The organism is Pedomonas sp. V897, assembly GCF_051304405.1.
Lineage (GTDB): Bacteria > Pseudomonadota > Alphaproteobacteria > Sphingomonadales > Sphingomonadaceae > Pedomonas.
Genome location: NZ_JBPPGG010000001.1, coordinates 241,148 through 254,939 on the forward strand (window position 1 = coordinate 241,148; position 13,792 = coordinate 254,939).

13 protein-coding genes are annotated in these 13,792 nt (G+C 70.4%); 5 read left to right on the forward strand and 8 right to left on the reverse strand.

What is annotated here, in order from left to right; all coding sequences use genetic code 11:
• Nucleotides 1-18 precede the first annotated feature (18 nt).
• Nucleotides 19-753, forward strand: coding sequence for a lipoyl(octanoyl) transferase LipB (lipB, locus tag ACSJJU_RS01245; protein ID WP_435913319.1), 735 nt, complete (start codon nucleotides 19-21; stop codon nucleotides 751-753).
• Here the strand turns inward: lipB and ACSJJU_RS01250 are convergent.
• Together ACSJJU_RS01250 and ACSJJU_RS01255 are read right to left on the reverse strand one after the other, a co-directional pair.
• Nucleotides 750-1,919 carry an EAL domain-containing protein gene (locus ACSJJU_RS01250; protein ID WP_435913320.1) on the reverse strand — a complete coding sequence of 390 codons (1,170 nt, stop codon included), beginning with the start codon at nucleotides 1,917-1,919 and terminating at the stop codon, nucleotides 750-752. The two genes, lipB and ACSJJU_RS01250, sit on opposite strands and share 4 nt — an antisense overlap.
• A 78-nt stretch (nucleotides 1,920-1,997) precedes the next feature.
• Nucleotides 1,998-3,218 (reverse strand): EAL domain-containing protein, encoded by a 1,221-nt coding sequence (locus ACSJJU_RS01255; protein ID WP_435913321.1) that lies wholly within the window; start codon nucleotides 3,216-3,218, stop codon nucleotides 1,998-2,000.
• 127 nt (nucleotides 3,219-3,345) lie between these two features.
• Between ACSJJU_RS01255 and ACSJJU_RS01260 the strand changes: the two genes are divergently transcribed.
• The 4 genes from ACSJJU_RS01260 (at nucleotide 3,346) to ACSJJU_RS01275 (ending at nucleotide 5,827) form a co-directional block, all read left to right on the forward strand.
• Nucleotides 3,346-4,149, forward strand: a complete 804-nt coding sequence (locus tag ACSJJU_RS01260; RefSeq protein WP_435913322.1) for a sulfite exporter TauE/SafE family protein — start codon at nucleotides 3,346-3,348, stop codon at nucleotides 4,147-4,149.
• Nucleotides 4,150-4,378: 229 nt separating this feature from the next.
• Nucleotides 4,379-4,675, forward strand: a complete 297-nt coding sequence (locus tag ACSJJU_RS01265) for a hypothetical protein (protein WP_435913323.1) — start codon at nucleotides 4,379-4,381, stop codon at nucleotides 4,673-4,675.
• Nucleotides 4,676-4,874: 199 nt separating this feature from the next.
• Nucleotides 4,875-5,174 (forward strand): SCP2 sterol-binding domain-containing protein, encoded by a 300-nt coding sequence (locus ACSJJU_RS01270; protein WP_435913324.1) that lies wholly within the window; start codon nucleotides 4,875-4,877, stop codon nucleotides 5,172-5,174.
• A gap of 152 nt (nucleotides 5,175-5,326) precedes the next feature.
• Entirely contained in the window at nucleotides 5,327-5,827 is a 501-nt protein-coding gene (locus ACSJJU_RS01275) for a hypothetical protein (RefSeq protein WP_435913325.1), read from the forward strand.
• A gap of 186 nt (nucleotides 5,828-6,013) precedes the next feature.
• Here the strand turns inward: ACSJJU_RS01275 and ACSJJU_RS01280 are convergent, their stop codons facing one another.
• From ACSJJU_RS01280 to ACSJJU_RS01305, 6 genes are all read right to left on the reverse strand, one after another.
• Nucleotides 6,014-7,204: an OmpA family protein gene (locus ACSJJU_RS01280; protein WP_435913326.1), complete on the reverse strand. Its 1,191-nt coding sequence runs from the start codon at nucleotides 7,202-7,204 to the stop codon at nucleotides 6,014-6,016.
• A gap of 119 nt (nucleotides 7,205-7,323) precedes the next feature.
• Nucleotides 7,324-7,845 (reverse strand): DUF2793 domain-containing protein, encoded by a 522-nt coding sequence (locus tag ACSJJU_RS01285; RefSeq protein ID WP_435913327.1) that lies wholly within the window; start codon nucleotides 7,843-7,845, stop codon nucleotides 7,324-7,326.
• Between the two features lie 54 nt (nucleotides 7,846-7,899).
• The gene (locus ACSJJU_RS01290) at nucleotides 7,900-10,143 is read right to left on the reverse strand and encodes a phage tail protein (protein WP_435913328.1); all 2,244 of its coding nucleotides are present in this window, start codon (nucleotides 10,141-10,143) and stop codon (nucleotides 7,900-7,902) included.
• Nucleotides 10,136-10,579 carry a hypothetical protein gene (locus ACSJJU_RS01295; protein ID WP_435913329.1) on the reverse strand — a complete coding sequence of 148 codons (444 nt, stop codon included), beginning with the start codon at nucleotides 10,577-10,579 and terminating at the stop codon, nucleotides 10,136-10,138. The genes ACSJJU_RS01290 and ACSJJU_RS01295 overlap by 8 nt, the downstream gene beginning before the upstream one ends.
• 11 nt (nucleotides 10,580-10,590) lie before the next feature.
• On the reverse strand, nucleotides 10,591-11,436 hold the full coding sequence (locus ACSJJU_RS01300) for a DUF2163 domain-containing protein (protein ID WP_435913330.1): 846 nt from the start codon (nucleotides 11,434-11,436) through the stop codon (nucleotides 10,591-10,593).
• Nucleotides 11,433-13,784 (reverse strand): phage distal tail protein, Rcc01695 family, encoded by a 2,352-nt coding sequence (locus tag ACSJJU_RS01305; protein ID WP_435913332.1) that lies wholly within the window; start codon nucleotides 13,782-13,784, stop codon nucleotides 11,433-11,435. The genes ACSJJU_RS01300 and ACSJJU_RS01305 overlap by 4 nt, the downstream gene beginning before the upstream one ends.
• Nucleotides 13,785-13,792: the final 8 nt, after the last annotated feature.

A 13,792-nucleotide genomic window follows, 5' to 3' on the forward strand; every position in this document is an offset into this window, starting at 1 on the left:
GAGACAGACTGACGCAAGATGGTTAGAGAGACGTTAAATTCCGATCACACGGTTGAAGCCCCGGCCTCGGAACTGCCCGCCCCGGAGCTGCGCTTCAGCCCCGGCCTGGTGCCCTACCCGGACGCTCTCGCCGCCATGGAAGCGCGCGCTGCCGCCGTGGCCGAGGGGCGCGAGGGCGAGCTGGTGTGGTTTTTGGAGCACCCGCCGCTCTACACCGCCGGCACCAGCGCCAAGCCGGCGGATCTGGTGGACCCGAACCGCTTTCCCGTGTTCGAGACCGGGCGCGGCGGCCAGTTCACCTATCACGGCCCTGGCCAGCGGGTGGTCTATCCCATTCTCAACCTCGCCGCGCGCGGGCGCGACCTGCGCGCCTACGTGTGCGCGCTGGAGGGCTGGATCATCGACACGCTGGCGGAGTTCGGCGTGAAGGGCGAGCGCCGTCAGGGGCGCGTCGGCGTCTGGGTGGTGCAGGAAGACGGGCGGGAGGAGAAGATCGCCGCCATCGGCGTGCGCGTGCGCCGCTGGGCGACGCTGCACGGCATCGCCCTCAACGTGCGGCCGGACCTGTCCCACTACGGCGGCATCGTGCCGTGCGGCCTGCCGGAGTTCGGCGTCACCAGCCTCGCGGCGCTCGGCAAGGACGTGACTCTGGCGGACGTGGATGCGGCCATGGTCCGCCACCTGCCCGCGTTTCTGGCGCGCTTCACCACTGCCAGCGCCCCGGCCTGCGGGGCGGGATCGTCCCCGGCCTAGGCCGACCGGCGCACCGGCGCGTCCAGGTCTGCCCGCGCCGGCTTGGGCTCGCCGAACAGGTAGCCTTGCGCCTGCTGCACGCCCAGAGTCGCCACCTTCGCGAGGGTTTCCTCGTCCTCCACCCGCGTGGCGATCAGGGTGATGTTGCGCTCCCTGAACCGGGCGCAGAAGGCGGCCCGGTCCGTCGGGCACGGCGCGGTCAGCAGGGTCGCCGCGTCCACCTTGACGAACTGCACATTCATGTCCGCGAGCCACGCCGGGTCCAGCTTGAACGGATCGGTCACATTGTCGATGGAGAAGGTGAAGCCGAGGCGGCTCAGCCGCGCCAGATGCTCGCGGCTGCCGGCGGGGAGCCGCGCCAGATCCCGCATGGCGGCTTCCAGCGCCACCCGGATGGCGAGGCCACGGTGGGCGCAGATGAACTTCACCAGATCGCTGAGGAAGCGCTGATCCTCCAGCACCCGGCCGGAGAGGTTGACGAACAGCTTCACGCCCGGGCGGCGCGGCCCCAGCTTGCGCGCCAGGTTGATGCAGCGGAACAGCAGCAGGTTGTCGAGCGCCGAGACGAGGCCCGAGCGTTCGGCCTCGCTGATGTAGTCGGACGGGCTGATGATGGCCCCGTTCACGTCCCTGAGGCGGGAGAAGCCTTCATAATGCACCACCCGGCGGCCGGGCAGCTCCACGATCGGCTGGAGGTAAAGGTCCACCCGGCTTTCCTGGAGCGCGCTGTGCAGGAGGGCGACCATGTCCGCCCGGGGGGCGGCTTCGGCCTCGCTGTCCGCCCCGTCCGGGCGGGTGCCGGCCAGCCGCTCGATCATGGTGCGCAGCACCTGAACCTCGGCGGTCAGCTCGGCGGTCGTCGCGCCGCCGTGGTCCTGAAGCCGGTCGGCCAGCGTCGCCAGTTCCCGCTCCAGCCAGTCGATGCGCCCGGAGAGCACGGAGGAGATGCCGGCCGCCCCCGCGATCTGCCGCTCCATGTCCGACCAGAAGCGCTCCAGCACCACCACCAGATAGGCGAGCGTCCCGAGGGCGGCGAACGCAAAGCCGGTCAGCACGGCCAGCCGTTCCTCACCGGTCAGATGCCAGCCCAGCGCCACCCCGCCCGCAAAACAGCCGGAGACGACCAGAATACCGGTGATCCCCCAGCCCAGCGCTCTCAACCGCATGAGTCCGTCCCCCCCGTCCTCAGTGCCCGACACCCCAGATTGCCCTCACGCATCTTTCCAGCCGGTAAACAGCTGGAATTACGCCCCCGGTGCCGATGAGGCGGACGCCACGTCGGGCGGCGGCGCGGCCACGCCCCGCCCCGGGCGCGGTGCGCCGAACAGGTAGCCCTGGCCGCAGGCGGCACCCAGTTCCACCACCTCCGCGGCGGTGCGGTCGGTCTCGATGCGGGTGATGATCAGCGTCACCCCCTGATGCTCCAGCGTCTCGGCGAGCGTCTCGCGGGGCGCGCCGATGGGCGCGTTCAGGAAAACCGCCGCGTCCATCTTGAGGAAGCGCACGTTCAGCCGGGCAAGGCGCGTGCTGTCGAGCGCGCTCACGTCGGTCACATTGTCAACGGAGAAGGCAAAGCCCAGCCGCGCCAGCGTCTCCAGCCGCTCGACGGCGCTCTCCGGCAGCCACTCCAGGTCGCCCGCCGCCACCTCGAACACCAGCCGTCCGGGCAGTTCCGGCTGCTGGCCCAGGAACTCGGCAAGCTCGGTCATGAAGGTCTCGTCGGCGAGCGAGGCGGCGGACATGTTGCAGAACAGCCGGACGCCCGGGCGGCGCGGCCCCAGCTTGCGGATCAGGTTGATGGAGCGGAACAGCAGCAGGTTGTCGAGGAGGGAGACCAGCCCGGCCTCCGCCGCCTCGCCCAGATAGTCGCTTGGGGTGAACACCCGGCCCTCCTCGTCGCGCAGGCGCGACAGGGCCTCGTAATGCACCACCTTCCGGTTCGGCAGCCGCACGATCGGCTGGAGATAGAGGTCCACCCGGCTCTCCCGGAGCGCCGAGCGCAGGAGGGCGGCGATGTCGGTGGCGGCGCGCTCCCCCTCGCCCGCACCGTCGCCGGACGCGCCCGCCGCGCCCCCGCGCGCCCCGAAGCGCCCCTCGCTCGCCAGCCGCTCCATCATGGTGCGCAGAAGGCCAAGCTCCGCCGTCAGGGCCGCCGTCTTGCGGGCCTGTTCGGCGGTCAGTTCGCTGATCAGGGCCGTGACGTTTTGCTCCATCCGCAGCGGACGCTCGGTCAGCTCGGGCAGGGTGCGGTCCTGTTCGGTCACCCAGGCGATCATCCGCCCCCGCTCGCCGAAGATGCTGGACATCAGCCGCAGCACATAGGCCAACGCCCCCGCCAGCACGCCGACGAGAATGGCCCGCCCCATTTCCAGCCCCGCCAGCGCCATGGCCGCCAGCGCCACCAGGGCGCCTGCGACAGCGCAGACGGCCAGGGCGACGATGGTTTTGTACGACCGTTGGTGCATGTGTGGTCTGTTCCGGCTATGAGGTGCGACGAACTGTGACCGAGCAGCCCTTACGGCACGGTTAACGCCCTGTTTGCTACGAACGGACGCCCTTTTTGGCTGCAAGGGCGCCGTTGCGGGAGTGCCCATGTCCGTAACCCTGATCCTGCTCAGCCTGGCCATCGGCAGTCTGGGCGGCCTCCTCGCCGGCCTCCTCGGCGTCGGCGGCGGCATCATCATCGTCCCGGCGGTGCGCTTTCTGGCCCCGGTGCTGGGCCTTGCGCCCGACTATGCCATGCATGCGGCGGTCGCCACGTCGGTGGCGCTGATCGTCCCCACCTCCCTGTCCTCCGCCCGGTCCCATCACCGGCGCGGGGCGGTGGATTTCGCCATCCTCAAGGTCTGGGGCCCGGCCCTCGGCCTCGGCAGCCTGACCGCCGGCGCGGTGGCCGGCTTCCTGCCCACCCATGTGCTGGGCGTCATCTTCGGTGTGGTCGCCATGGGCGTCGGTATGCTCCTGGCGCGGGGACGCCCGGTCCCGGTCATCGCCCCCACCCTGCCCGGCCGTCCGGCGCAGGGCGGCATCGCCTTCGTCATCGGGGCGCTGTCGTCGTGGATGGGGATTGGCGGGGGCTCGCTCAGCGTGCCGACCCTGTCCGCCTTCGCCGTGCCGGTTCACCGGGCGGTGGGCACTTCGGCGGCTCTTGGCCTGTGCATTTCCGTGCCCGGTCTTGTCGGGTGGATCATTTCGGGCTGGAACGTCGACTCAGGCACCGCTCCGCACTTCGGCTTCATCCAACTGGTGCCGTTCGGCCTCATGCTGGTGCCCATGATCGCCCTCGCCCCCCTCGGCGCACGCCTTGCCCATGCCTTGCCGGCCGCCAGACTGCGGCAGATTTTCGGGATTTTTCTGATAGTTACCGCCTTAACACTTTTAGCCAAATCATTTTAGTAGGGATAAGCATTGTTCCTATTGCGTTATCGCAAAGGTTGGGATAGGGCCGCGTTGCGACTGAGGATCTCTCCTTCCCGACGGGACCAGAACAAATTGCCCGGAAAGAGGGGGAGGCAGTGATCATTAAGCCGCTTGTTACGCTGACAAATAGTGGCTAAGGTTCCGCGCGGTTTGGGGACAATACGGGCTAACCAAAACCACTCGTTGACAAAACAAGGAGTCAAACATGGGTGATCTTCTGCTGAAACTGAAGTCGGCCGCTCTGGTTGCTGGCGCTGCTGTTGCTCTGGCCGCTTGCGGCGGTGGTGAGCAGGCTGCCACCGACGCCGCTGCTGAGCAGACCGAAGCTGCTGCTGACGCCGCTGCTGACGTTGCCGCCGACGCTGCTGCCGAGGCCGACGCTGCTGCGACCGACGCTGCCGCTGCGGCCGACGCTGCTGCGACCGACGCTGCCGCTGCGACCGACGCCGCTGGCGAAGCTGCTGACGCTGCTGCCGACGCGACCGACGCTGCCGCTGAGTAAGCAGCCGCGCGAAACGCGATAAGGGAGGCCGCCCGACCGGGCGGCCTTTCTTTTTTTTGCAGTTCTTGTTGTGTGCCCCTGCGGTTCAGGCGTCATTCCATTTTGACCGAACCCCGCTGTGCCATTAGCGTGCGCGGCGGAACACGACGGTGCGGAGCGCACCCCTGAACACGGGAGAGATCGAGCGGTGGAGACATCCATGACCCTGGCGGAACTGACCGAGAAGCTGCGCGGCAAGGTTCGCGATGACATGGGCCTGCGCAAGGTCATCAAGCTCGACTTCGGCCCCGATGGCCTGATCCGTTTCGACGGCACCGCCGTGCCCAACCAGATCTCCAACGAGGACGGCCCGGCCGACTGTACCATCAAGGTGAAGTTCGCGGACCTGCTCGACATCCTCTCCGGCCGCAAGAGCGCCCAGTCCGCGTTCCTGTTCGGCAAGATTCGCGTGGAAGGCGACATGGGCGTGGCCATGGAGATCGGCCGCCTGCTTGGCTGAGGGCCGCCCCCGCGCCGCGCGGGGGCGGCTGCTGCGGGATTTCAACCCCTTGGCGCAAGCCCACCTGGGCTTTTCCCGGAACGGTTCGCAATCTGTCTCATTTGCGCGCAAGCAGACTTGACGACAGCCGGGGCTCGGGTATTTCTCAGCCAATGAGGACCATCACCGCATCTCTTGTGCTGGCGGGGCTGCTTGTCTCCGCTCAGGCCTATGCCAAGGAAACGCCGCGCCCCAAGCAGACGGCGACCGTGAGCAACGCTTCGCTGACCGAGCTGGAGGCGATCTGGAACATGCGCGCCGCCCTCAATGTGGCGGCATTGCAGTGCCAGCACGACCCGATGCTGGCCCTTCCCGCGCGCTACAACACCTTCATTCGCCTGCACGAGGCAGAGCTGAAGCAGGTGTATGACACGCTGGTGCGCAAGCGCGGCGGCCAGGCCAAGTTCGACCGCATCAACACGCAGGTCTACAACAAGTACGCCACGGTGAAGGAAAAGGACCTGTTCTGCACCACCGCCGCCGATGTGAGCGTGATCGCCATGAATGCGGCGCCCTATGGCCTGAGCTCGGTGGCAAGCACGGTCTATCGCTCCCTCTCCCGTCTCATCGGCGGGGCCGAGGTGGCCAGCGTCAGCCCGGCCGCCGGTCACTGATCGCACGTCCCCGCTGATCCGGTTCGCCGAGCCGGAGACAGAGTTTCAAAAAAGCGCCCTTCGCGGGCGCTTTTTTGTTTGGCCCCGCGTCACCCGGCCCGGGCGCGCTGAGGCCAAAAGGAAAGCGCCCGGCTTTGTGGGCCGGGCGCTTCCCTGTCTTGTCGTCGTCGTGGACGATGTCAGGCCTTACTGACCGGCCTTGATCTCCACGCGGCGGTTCTGCGGCTCGCGCACGCCGTCGGCGGTATCGACCAGCGGACGGCTCTCGCCGTACGCTTCGGTCTTGATCGCGTCGGCCGGCAGACCCTTGCTCTGCAGGAACGCCTTGGCGGCCTGAGCGCGACGCTCCGACAGCTTCTGGTTGTAGGCGTCCGTACCAGCGCGGTCAGCGTGACCCTGAACCACGATCGACACCTGGCCACCCTTCTGGAAGGCCTCGGCAGCCTGGGTCAGAACCTGCTGCGCATCCGGGGTCAGATCGGCCTTGTCAAACTCGAAGAAGACCATGAACGGACCCGGCACCGGCGGCGGAGGCGGCGGCGGCGGAGGCGGCGGAGGCGGCGGCGGCGGGGGCGGCGGCGGCGGCGGAGGCGGCGGCGGCGGAGCAGCCGGCTCTTCCTTCTTGGCGCCGAAGTTGAAGGCCACGCCCAGCATCAGGCTGTGCGAGCGGAAGCCACCCTCGACCGCGGTGCCGCCGTTGGTGCGGAAGTCACCGTTGGTCGCCTTGAAGTAGCGATACTCCAGGGTCAGGTCGGTGCGGTCGCTCAGGGCACGACGCAGACCGCCGATCAGCTGCCAGGCGAAGGCGGTGTCGCCGTCGCTCAGGAACGCAGCGGCATCGCGGGAGACGCGATAGTTCTTCGCCTTCAGGTGGGCGATACCGACACCACCGCCGACGTAGGCGGAGGTCTTGCCTTCGGACGGGATGTCGAACAGGCCGTTCAGCATGAAGCTGGTCACGCGGGTGGTGCCGCGGCCATCCCAGAAGTAGTCGGTGTTACCCAGCTCCGGCAGACCCTCATTGAAGAAGTGGGTCATCTTGCCCTGCTGGTAGCCCAGCTCGAACTCCGAGCGGAACACACCGAAATCATAGCCGACCTGGCCGGCCACGGCCCAACCCGGAGCCTTGTGGTCGGTCTTGAACGCATCGGCATCGACGTCCCGCTGCGAGTAAGTGCGGTTCTCGATGATCGAAACGCCGCCCTTGAGGCCAAGGTACCAAGCATCGTCTTGCGCGAAGGCGGTACCCGCCAGAAGCGTCGTAGTCATCATGACTGCGACTGACAGTTTGCGCATGATGTCCCCTTTCTTCGTGAACATTTCGGAGGGGAACTTAGTGACGACGGGTTGTTGGGTCAATGAAACCGGATCGGTCAATCGAAGCAACGGGTTGCCTCAGCCGCCTTATGCCGCCACCCTGTTGCAGGAAGGCCACAGAATAGCGGCACGCCAGCAATTATTGCTTGTAACGAACGTATACAACTGTAGCCGGGTTGTTACTGGCCAGACGAAGCGAGACCATTCGCCCGCAGGACGGCCAGAACCTGAACCAGAGCGGCGCGCGCTTCCGCGTCGATCACCGCGCCGCCCGTCGGGTCGGCGATCGGGGTCATCCCCTGCCCGCCTGTTCCCAGCCCGCCTGCTCCCCTGATTCCAACCGGCAGCCCCGCCGCCAGCACCGCGCCCGGCTGCCAGGCCGCGCCGTCGAACCAGACGAACTGGCCGTCCGCCTTCACCCATGCCAACATGCCCGGCCGCGCCGCCGCGAAGCGCCAGCCGCCGGTGGTCCACAGGGCAAGGCCGTTGTCCTGCCCCGCCCAGGCGCCGGCCGCGCCTGCCCCCACGATCCACGCCTGCCCCGGCTCGGGCGCGGCGGGCGCCTCGGCGAGTCCCCGCGCCTCCACCGCCGGGTGGGCCAGGAGGTCCAGCATCGCCAGCGCCTCGTTGTGCGTCACCTCCTTCTGCGCCTGCCCCGCCTGAAGCAGGGGCAGGCCATGCCGCGTCGTTGTCTCCGCCATGATGTGCTCCTTCCCGTCGTCCCCGTTTTTTTCCGCCTTCGCCCGGAGGGCGCGTCACAGCGCCAGCACGCGCCTGGCCGCCGCGCCCGCGCCCACGTGCGCGCTCACCTGCATCACCCGCACCTCCAGCGTCGCCGGGGGCGCGCCGAAGTCCGTCATCTGCTCCGCGAGGGTGTAGACCGCCGCGGGTGCGCTCACCCGCCACTGCCGCACGGCGGCCCCGCCGCGCAGGATCTGCACGTCGTACTGCTCGGTCTCCTCCGCCAGCGGCGCGTCCGTGCCGTCCACCCAGTCGAAGCCCTGGCGGCTGCGCCGCACCCAGCCGAGGCGGATATCGCCCGAGGCCTCCCGCGCGGCCCGCAGATGCACCGGGGCCAGCGGCCGGAGGCCCTCCGCCCGCACCGTCACCGCCTGCGCCGTCACATCCTCCAGCGCCTCGTAGGGGCTCATGGCCTTGAACAGCAGCGTCTGCCCCAGCGAGGCCAGCCCCGCATCGAAGGGCACCAGCGCCGCACCGCTCAGCAGCACGAACCGCTCCCCGGCCTGATGCCCCGCGACGAACGCCTCCGTGCCCCGCCGCCCCCGCAGCAGCTCCGAGAGACGATACCGCCCGTTCGCCAGCAGCTCGGCCCGGGCGAACTGCACCAGCTCCCGCCCCAGGAGGCACAGGTTGGCGCCCGCCAGCACCGCCGCCGCCTCGCGCGATTCCAGCGCCATGTCCGGCGCGAGCAGCGCCACCTCCACCGCGTTCACCCGGTCCCAGAACGCCGTCTCGCCCGGCGGCAGCGCGGTCACCGCCGTGCCCATCACCGTGCGGGCGGGAATGTCGGCGGCGGCCTGGTAGGTGAAGCCGCCATCGAGGCTCACCGCCGCGCTTGCCCGCCGCCAGCCCGCGCTCTCGCCCGCCGCCGCCAGATGCAGCACCGGCCCCGCCGGCAGCGCGGCCGAGAGCGGCGGCAGGTCCAGCACCTGGAGCGTGCTCGGCCCGTGGGGCGTTGCGGGCTGGGGCACCACCTGCCCCGGCTCCGCCACCGCATTGCTGGTCTCGTCCTCCGGCGAGACCGGCACCGCCGTCACCAGCAGCCGCCCCGCCTCCACCGTCACCTCCCGCGCCTGCCACAGCCGGCCCGTCTCCCCCTCCAGCGTCAACGCGTCCCCGGCGGTCAGGCCCAGATACCGCCACGGCAGCGCCAGCGTCAGCGGCTCGCGCCGCCGCCAGCGCCGGGCGAGCAACCGCTCCGCCGCCTGCTTGGCCGCGCTGGCGTCGAGCACCACCGGCACCTCCAGCCGTTCGTCGCCACCCCCGGGGGCGCTCGGCCGCCGCGCCCGCTGCAAGCCGGTCTGGTAGTCCCGCGCCGGGTCCATGTAGGCGAGGCTCACCTCGCGCGGCAGCGCCGCCTCGCCTGCCCGCGACCCCCGCTGGCGCGGCTCCGGCTCCCCTTCCGCCGCCGCGCCCAGATGATCCAGCGCCACCACCGGTCCGCCCAGCGGCGCGCGGTCGGAGAGCATCACCCCGCCCGACCCGTTCTCCGCCGCATAGAGCGGCGCGACCGCCGCCAGCGCCCCGAGCGCTTCCGCCGCCGTGCTCACCCGGCCGAGGGCGAAGCCGCGCACCCGGTCCGCGCCCGCGCCGAGACTCGCCGCCAGCTCCGCCCGGGCGCACAGGTCCTGCGCGATGGCGCAGACGCTGACCGCGCTCCCCGCATCCGCCGTCACCTCGAAGGTGAGCAGCGGAATACGGTTGGCGAAATCCTCCAGCGCCAGATCCTCGAACACCACATAGGCCAGCCCCCGATAGGCCGGGGTGTTGCCGACGCCCTGCGCCGCCTCGATCAGCGGGTCCGGCATCTGCCGCTCGCTGCCCGTGTAGACACGCATCCGCCCGCCCACCGTCAGCCGCCCCGCGCCGTCGCGGATCAGCTTGCCGTCCGCCCACACCCGGCCCACCGAGAGGATCGGCCGGCCTGACAGCGCCACGGCGAAGGAGGCGGTGTAGGTGTAGGAGACGGTCGTCACCGAGCCCCGCTTGCCGCCGCCCTGGCGCTCCTCGCTGCGATGCTCCCTGAGGCCGGTGGACCAGATCATGTTCCCGGCGATCCGCGCGGTGCCGTAGACCAGCGGCACCGCCCCGCCGTAGGACGAGCCCTGCACCGCCAGGTCCTGCAACCGCGGCCCCTCGCTGCGCCGGTTTGGCGCGAGGATCGTGCTGTTGACGACCGATCCCACCGCCGCACCCACCACCGCACCGATCGGCCCGGCCACCACCGCGCCGACCGCGCCCAGCACCATGTCAGCCATGGCGTCCCTCCCCCGTCTCTGCCGGGTGGTCCGGGAAGCGCCAGACCGCGACCAGCGCCGCCTGCCAGCTATCGTCCAGCCCGTGCTCCACCACCCGCCCCAGTCCCCGGTGGGCGTGAATGAGTCCGTGCTCGCTGCGGATCGCCAGATGCAGCAGCCCCCGGCCCAGATCGAACACCAGCACGTCGCCCACCTGCGCTGCGCCGCACTCCACCCGCACGAGGCCCGCCCGGGCGAGCGCCCGCTCGATCCGCGCGCCGTTGCCGGTGAGGCTGTAGCCTGTCTCGTCGCCCTCCACGAACCCGAAGCGCTTCCCGGCGTGCGCGATCACGCCCGCGCAATCGAGGCCGCGCCCCGGCACCCGCCCCTGCGCGCGGAACGGCGTGCCGACGCAGTCCCGCGCCGCCGCCGCGATCTCCTTCCCCCGCGTTGTCATGATCGCCCCCTCTAGCGCGCGTCCGGATAATCCAGCATGGCGTCGAGCCCCGGCACGTGCGGCTCGCCGCGAAAGTTGGCGCCGTTGCCGAACTTGCCGGCGCAGGTGGCAAAGCGCCGGTCGCATCCGGCGGTGAGCGTGAACAGGTCACCGGGGTTTATGTCCGCCCGCATCGGCTCGCGCAGGCGCACCTCGCCGCCGCCGCTGCCCAGCACCTCGGCCCCGAGGCCGGCGTTGCGGCCGGTGATCCAGCGCAGGCGGCCGTAGGCGTACCAGTCGGGCGTCGCCACGAGCCCGCTCGCCGAGAAGCGGCTGCGGTCGGCGGCGCCCGTCACCCGCGCCGTCACCCGGTACCGGGCGAGGTCCACCCGGCAGCGCCGGTCACCCAGATCGGCGCGGCACTCGGGGGAGAAGCGCTCCGTCACCGGCTGCGCGAAGCGGGCGCTGTCGGTCGAGAGTTCGGCGCGGAAGGCGCCGTCCTCCCAGCGCACCGCGCCCAGCGTTCCCGCCGCCAGCGCGAGAACGCCGTCGCCCGGCCGCGCCCAGTTGACGAGGCTTACATGAAGCCGGGCGAAATCGTACCGCCCGGCGGCGAGATCCGCCTGCGTCACCGCGCCGTTTGCCAACATGCCGGAGAGTTCGATGTCGCCCGCCTCGAAGTCCGCGTTGCTGACAAACGCCGAGGGCAGGAACGACGGCACGGCGCGGTAGGTCACGCCCTCCATCTCCAGGTCGCGGTCGTGACTGGTGAAGCCGAGGATCACCCCGTCCCGGCGGACGATGCGCCACAGCAGCGCAAGCGTCGTGACCTCTCCGGCCAGATGGGCGGCGAGGTCCGTGGGTACGGCCCGGCTCATGCTTCCCTCACCTCGACCAGCGGGATCGAGGGAATTTCGCCCGCGCGGAACCCGGCGAGCGAGACCGCCAGATGGTCGTCGGCGAAGCGCACCGGCACGTCGAACAGGAAGCCCGCCGTCACCACCGCGCCCGGCGCGGGCGCTTCGGCGAAGCGCACCTCGCCCGCCGCGCCCAGGGCCCAGCCGTCCCTGCGCTCGACGCCGTTGACCGCCACCCGCACCGTCTCCGCCACCGGCCGGGTGATGCGGCGGGTGTGGCCGTCCTCCCCGCCGTAGCGTTTGACGAGCGGGAAGCCGGTGCGCACCCCGTCGCCCGTCCCCAGCACCTGATCGAAGGGCGTCGCGCCGTCTCCCGCCGCGTTCGAGCCGTAGTCGAACGGGTCGCGGAAGCGGAAGCCGCAAGCGCGCCCGCGCCGCGCCCGGAAAAAGGCGATCACCGTCGCCAGGTCCGTCTCGCTGCGCACGCCGAGCCCCGCGTCGTAGCGTGCCCGCGCCTGCGCCCAGTTCATGTTGCGCTGCTCGAAGCCCGAGGCCGTGGCGATCACGGTCGTCGAGAATTCCGGCCCGCCGCTGGCGCCCATCCCCACCTCCAGCGGGAAGCGCACGTCATGAAATCCGTCCATCTCGTCCTCCTGCGCTGTGTCGAAAAAGGCAAAGCCGTCGCGCAGCGTCTGCGGCAGCGCCCACACGAACACCTCGCCGTAGCCCTTGTCCCGCGCGTCCCCGATGCTGCGGCCGATGGCGCGCCACTGCGCCCGGTCCGCGCCGTCCAGCACGAAGCCCGCGAAGTAATGCTGCGCCGCGCGGGGGTAGCCGAAGCGGGCGTCCACCACCGCGATGCCGCGCTCGTGCGCGCCCCAGTTCTCCGCCGTCACGTGGTCGTAGTCCTCCACCTGGAGCAGGTCGAACGCCGGGAAGGCCCATGCGCCCGGCATGTTCACCCGCGCCAGCATGGGCGCGCCCGCGTCGATCACCTGCGGCGTGAAGAACAGCAGCGCGACCCGCGCGCCCGGGTGCGCCGCCTTCACCGCGTCCCGCAGCGCCAGCGTCGCCGCGCCCAGCTTCTGGCCCAGCCAGTCGAGGTAATGGGCCTGCGCCGCGTCCGGATTTTCCGTTACCGAGCGGTGGCGCGTCGGCACCGCCCGCCCGGTCTCCGCCGTGTAGGCGGCCGTTGTCGCCGCGTCATAGAAACAGGGCCGCCGCACCCCGCCGAGGCCGGACCACCACCACGGCTCGCCGATCTGGAAATCGACCGGCAGGCCGCTTGCCGCCGCCAGGGCGCAGAAGTCCCGCGCCACCGCCTTCAGGTAATCGACCGCCGCACCGTTGCAGGGGGAGAGCAGCGTCGAGGGCGGGTCCCATCCGGTGAGGGCGGGCGCGCCCTCGTGGTCCCTCTGCTTCCAGGCCTCCGGCGCATGCTCGTCCAGCAGCTCGAACGACAGCGAGGTGATGACGCGGAAGCCGAACGTGTGGCTGCGCGCGTAGAAATCCGCGTGCCATTGCCGCGCCGCCGCGTTCAGCACCGAAGACCCCGCGCCCTGCGCCACAAACCGCCCCGACGCCGCGTCGCGCGCGAGGCGGAAATAATGGCTCATCCCCACATAGTGGTTGATCCAGTCGCGGTAGCCGAGCGCCACGATGTTGTGCAGCACCCGCTCCGGCGTCATGTGGTAGAGGTCGTCGTACCCGGTTGCGATCCGCAGCCGATGCGGCGGCACGAACGCATCCCCCAGCCCGATGCTGGCCCCGCTCCCCTCGCAGCGGATCTCGCTCAGCATCACCGTCCCCTCGGCGGGCGGGGTGAGCACGCCGCTGCCGCCGTCGTATGTTTCCGGCACGATGGAGAAGAACATGCGGTCGATGTCCCCCGCCCACACCGGGTCCGCCTCCTCCGGCAGCATGAAGCCGCCGGCGAGCCGGTCGAAATCCAGCGTGATGCGGGCATCCGCCGCGCTGCCGGTGGCGTAGTTCCACAGCCGCACATACCAGGTGCGCGGCGCGCCCCTCTGGTCCCGCCCCTCGATGGTGAGCGTCGCCCCATACACCGCACTCAACGGAGCGATGGCGCCGCTGGTCCGCCAGCGGAACGAGAGCGTCATCCCGCGATAATCCCGCGCCGTCTCGTAGGCGAGCAGCGGATGGTCCCACCGGTCCTCGCTTTCCCAGATCAGGCCCGCCAGATCCTGCCTCTGGTAAAAGACGCAATCGACGCGCAGGCTGTCCGGCCCGGTCGTCACCACGCTGCCCATGGCAGGGCGTGGAAAATTCACCGTCCAGAAGCGCGGGTCGAACCGTTTGATCCAGTCCTCCGCCAGCCGGTCCTCATGGCGCGCCAGCCAGTACGGCATGTCCGCCT

Excerpts from the sequence above, each read along its gene's own strand:
- lipB (WP_435913319.1), top strand. The coding sequence starts at position 19 with ATGGTTAGAGAGACGTTAAATTCCGATCACACGGTTGAAGCCCCGGCC.
- ACSJJU_RS01250 (WP_435913320.1), bottom strand. The coding sequence starts at position 1,919 with ATGCGGTTGAGAGCGCTGGGCTGGGGGATCACCGGTATTCTGGTCGTC.
- ACSJJU_RS01255 (WP_435913321.1), bottom strand. The coding sequence starts at position 3,218 with ATGCACCAACGGTCGTACAAAACCATCGTCGCCCTGGCCGTCTGCGCT.
- ACSJJU_RS01260 (WP_435913322.1), top strand. The coding sequence starts at position 3,346 with ATGTCCGTAACCCTGATCCTGCTCAGCCTGGCCATCGGCAGTCTGGGC.
- ACSJJU_RS01265 (WP_435913323.1), top strand. The coding sequence starts at position 4,379 with ATGGGTGATCTTCTGCTGAAACTGAAGTCGGCCGCTCTGGTTGCTGGC.
- ACSJJU_RS01270 (WP_435913324.1), top strand. The coding sequence starts at position 4,875 with ATGACCCTGGCGGAACTGACCGAGAAGCTGCGCGGCAAGGTTCGCGAT.
- ACSJJU_RS01275 (WP_435913325.1), top strand. The coding sequence starts at position 5,327 with ATGAGGACCATCACCGCATCTCTTGTGCTGGCGGGGCTGCTTGTCTCC.
- ACSJJU_RS01285 (WP_435913327.1), bottom strand. The coding sequence starts at position 7,845 with ATGGCGGAGACAACGACGCGGCATGGCCTGCCCCTGCTTCAGGCGGGG.
- ACSJJU_RS01290 (WP_435913328.1), bottom strand. The coding sequence starts at position 10,143 with ATGGCTGACATGGTGCTGGGCGCGGTCGGCGCGGTGGTGGCCGGGCCG.
- ACSJJU_RS01295 (WP_435913329.1), bottom strand. The coding sequence starts at position 10,579 with ATGACAACGCGGGGGAAGGAGATCGCGGCGGCGGCGCGGGACTGCGTC.
- ACSJJU_RS01300 (WP_435913330.1), bottom strand. The coding sequence starts at position 11,436 with ATGAGCCGGGCCGTACCCACGGACCTCGCCGCCCATCTGGCCGGAGAG.
- ACSJJU_RS01305 (WP_435913332.1), bottom strand. The coding sequence starts at position 13,784 with ATGCCGTACTGGCTGGCGCGCCATGAGGACCGGCTGGCGGAGGACTGG.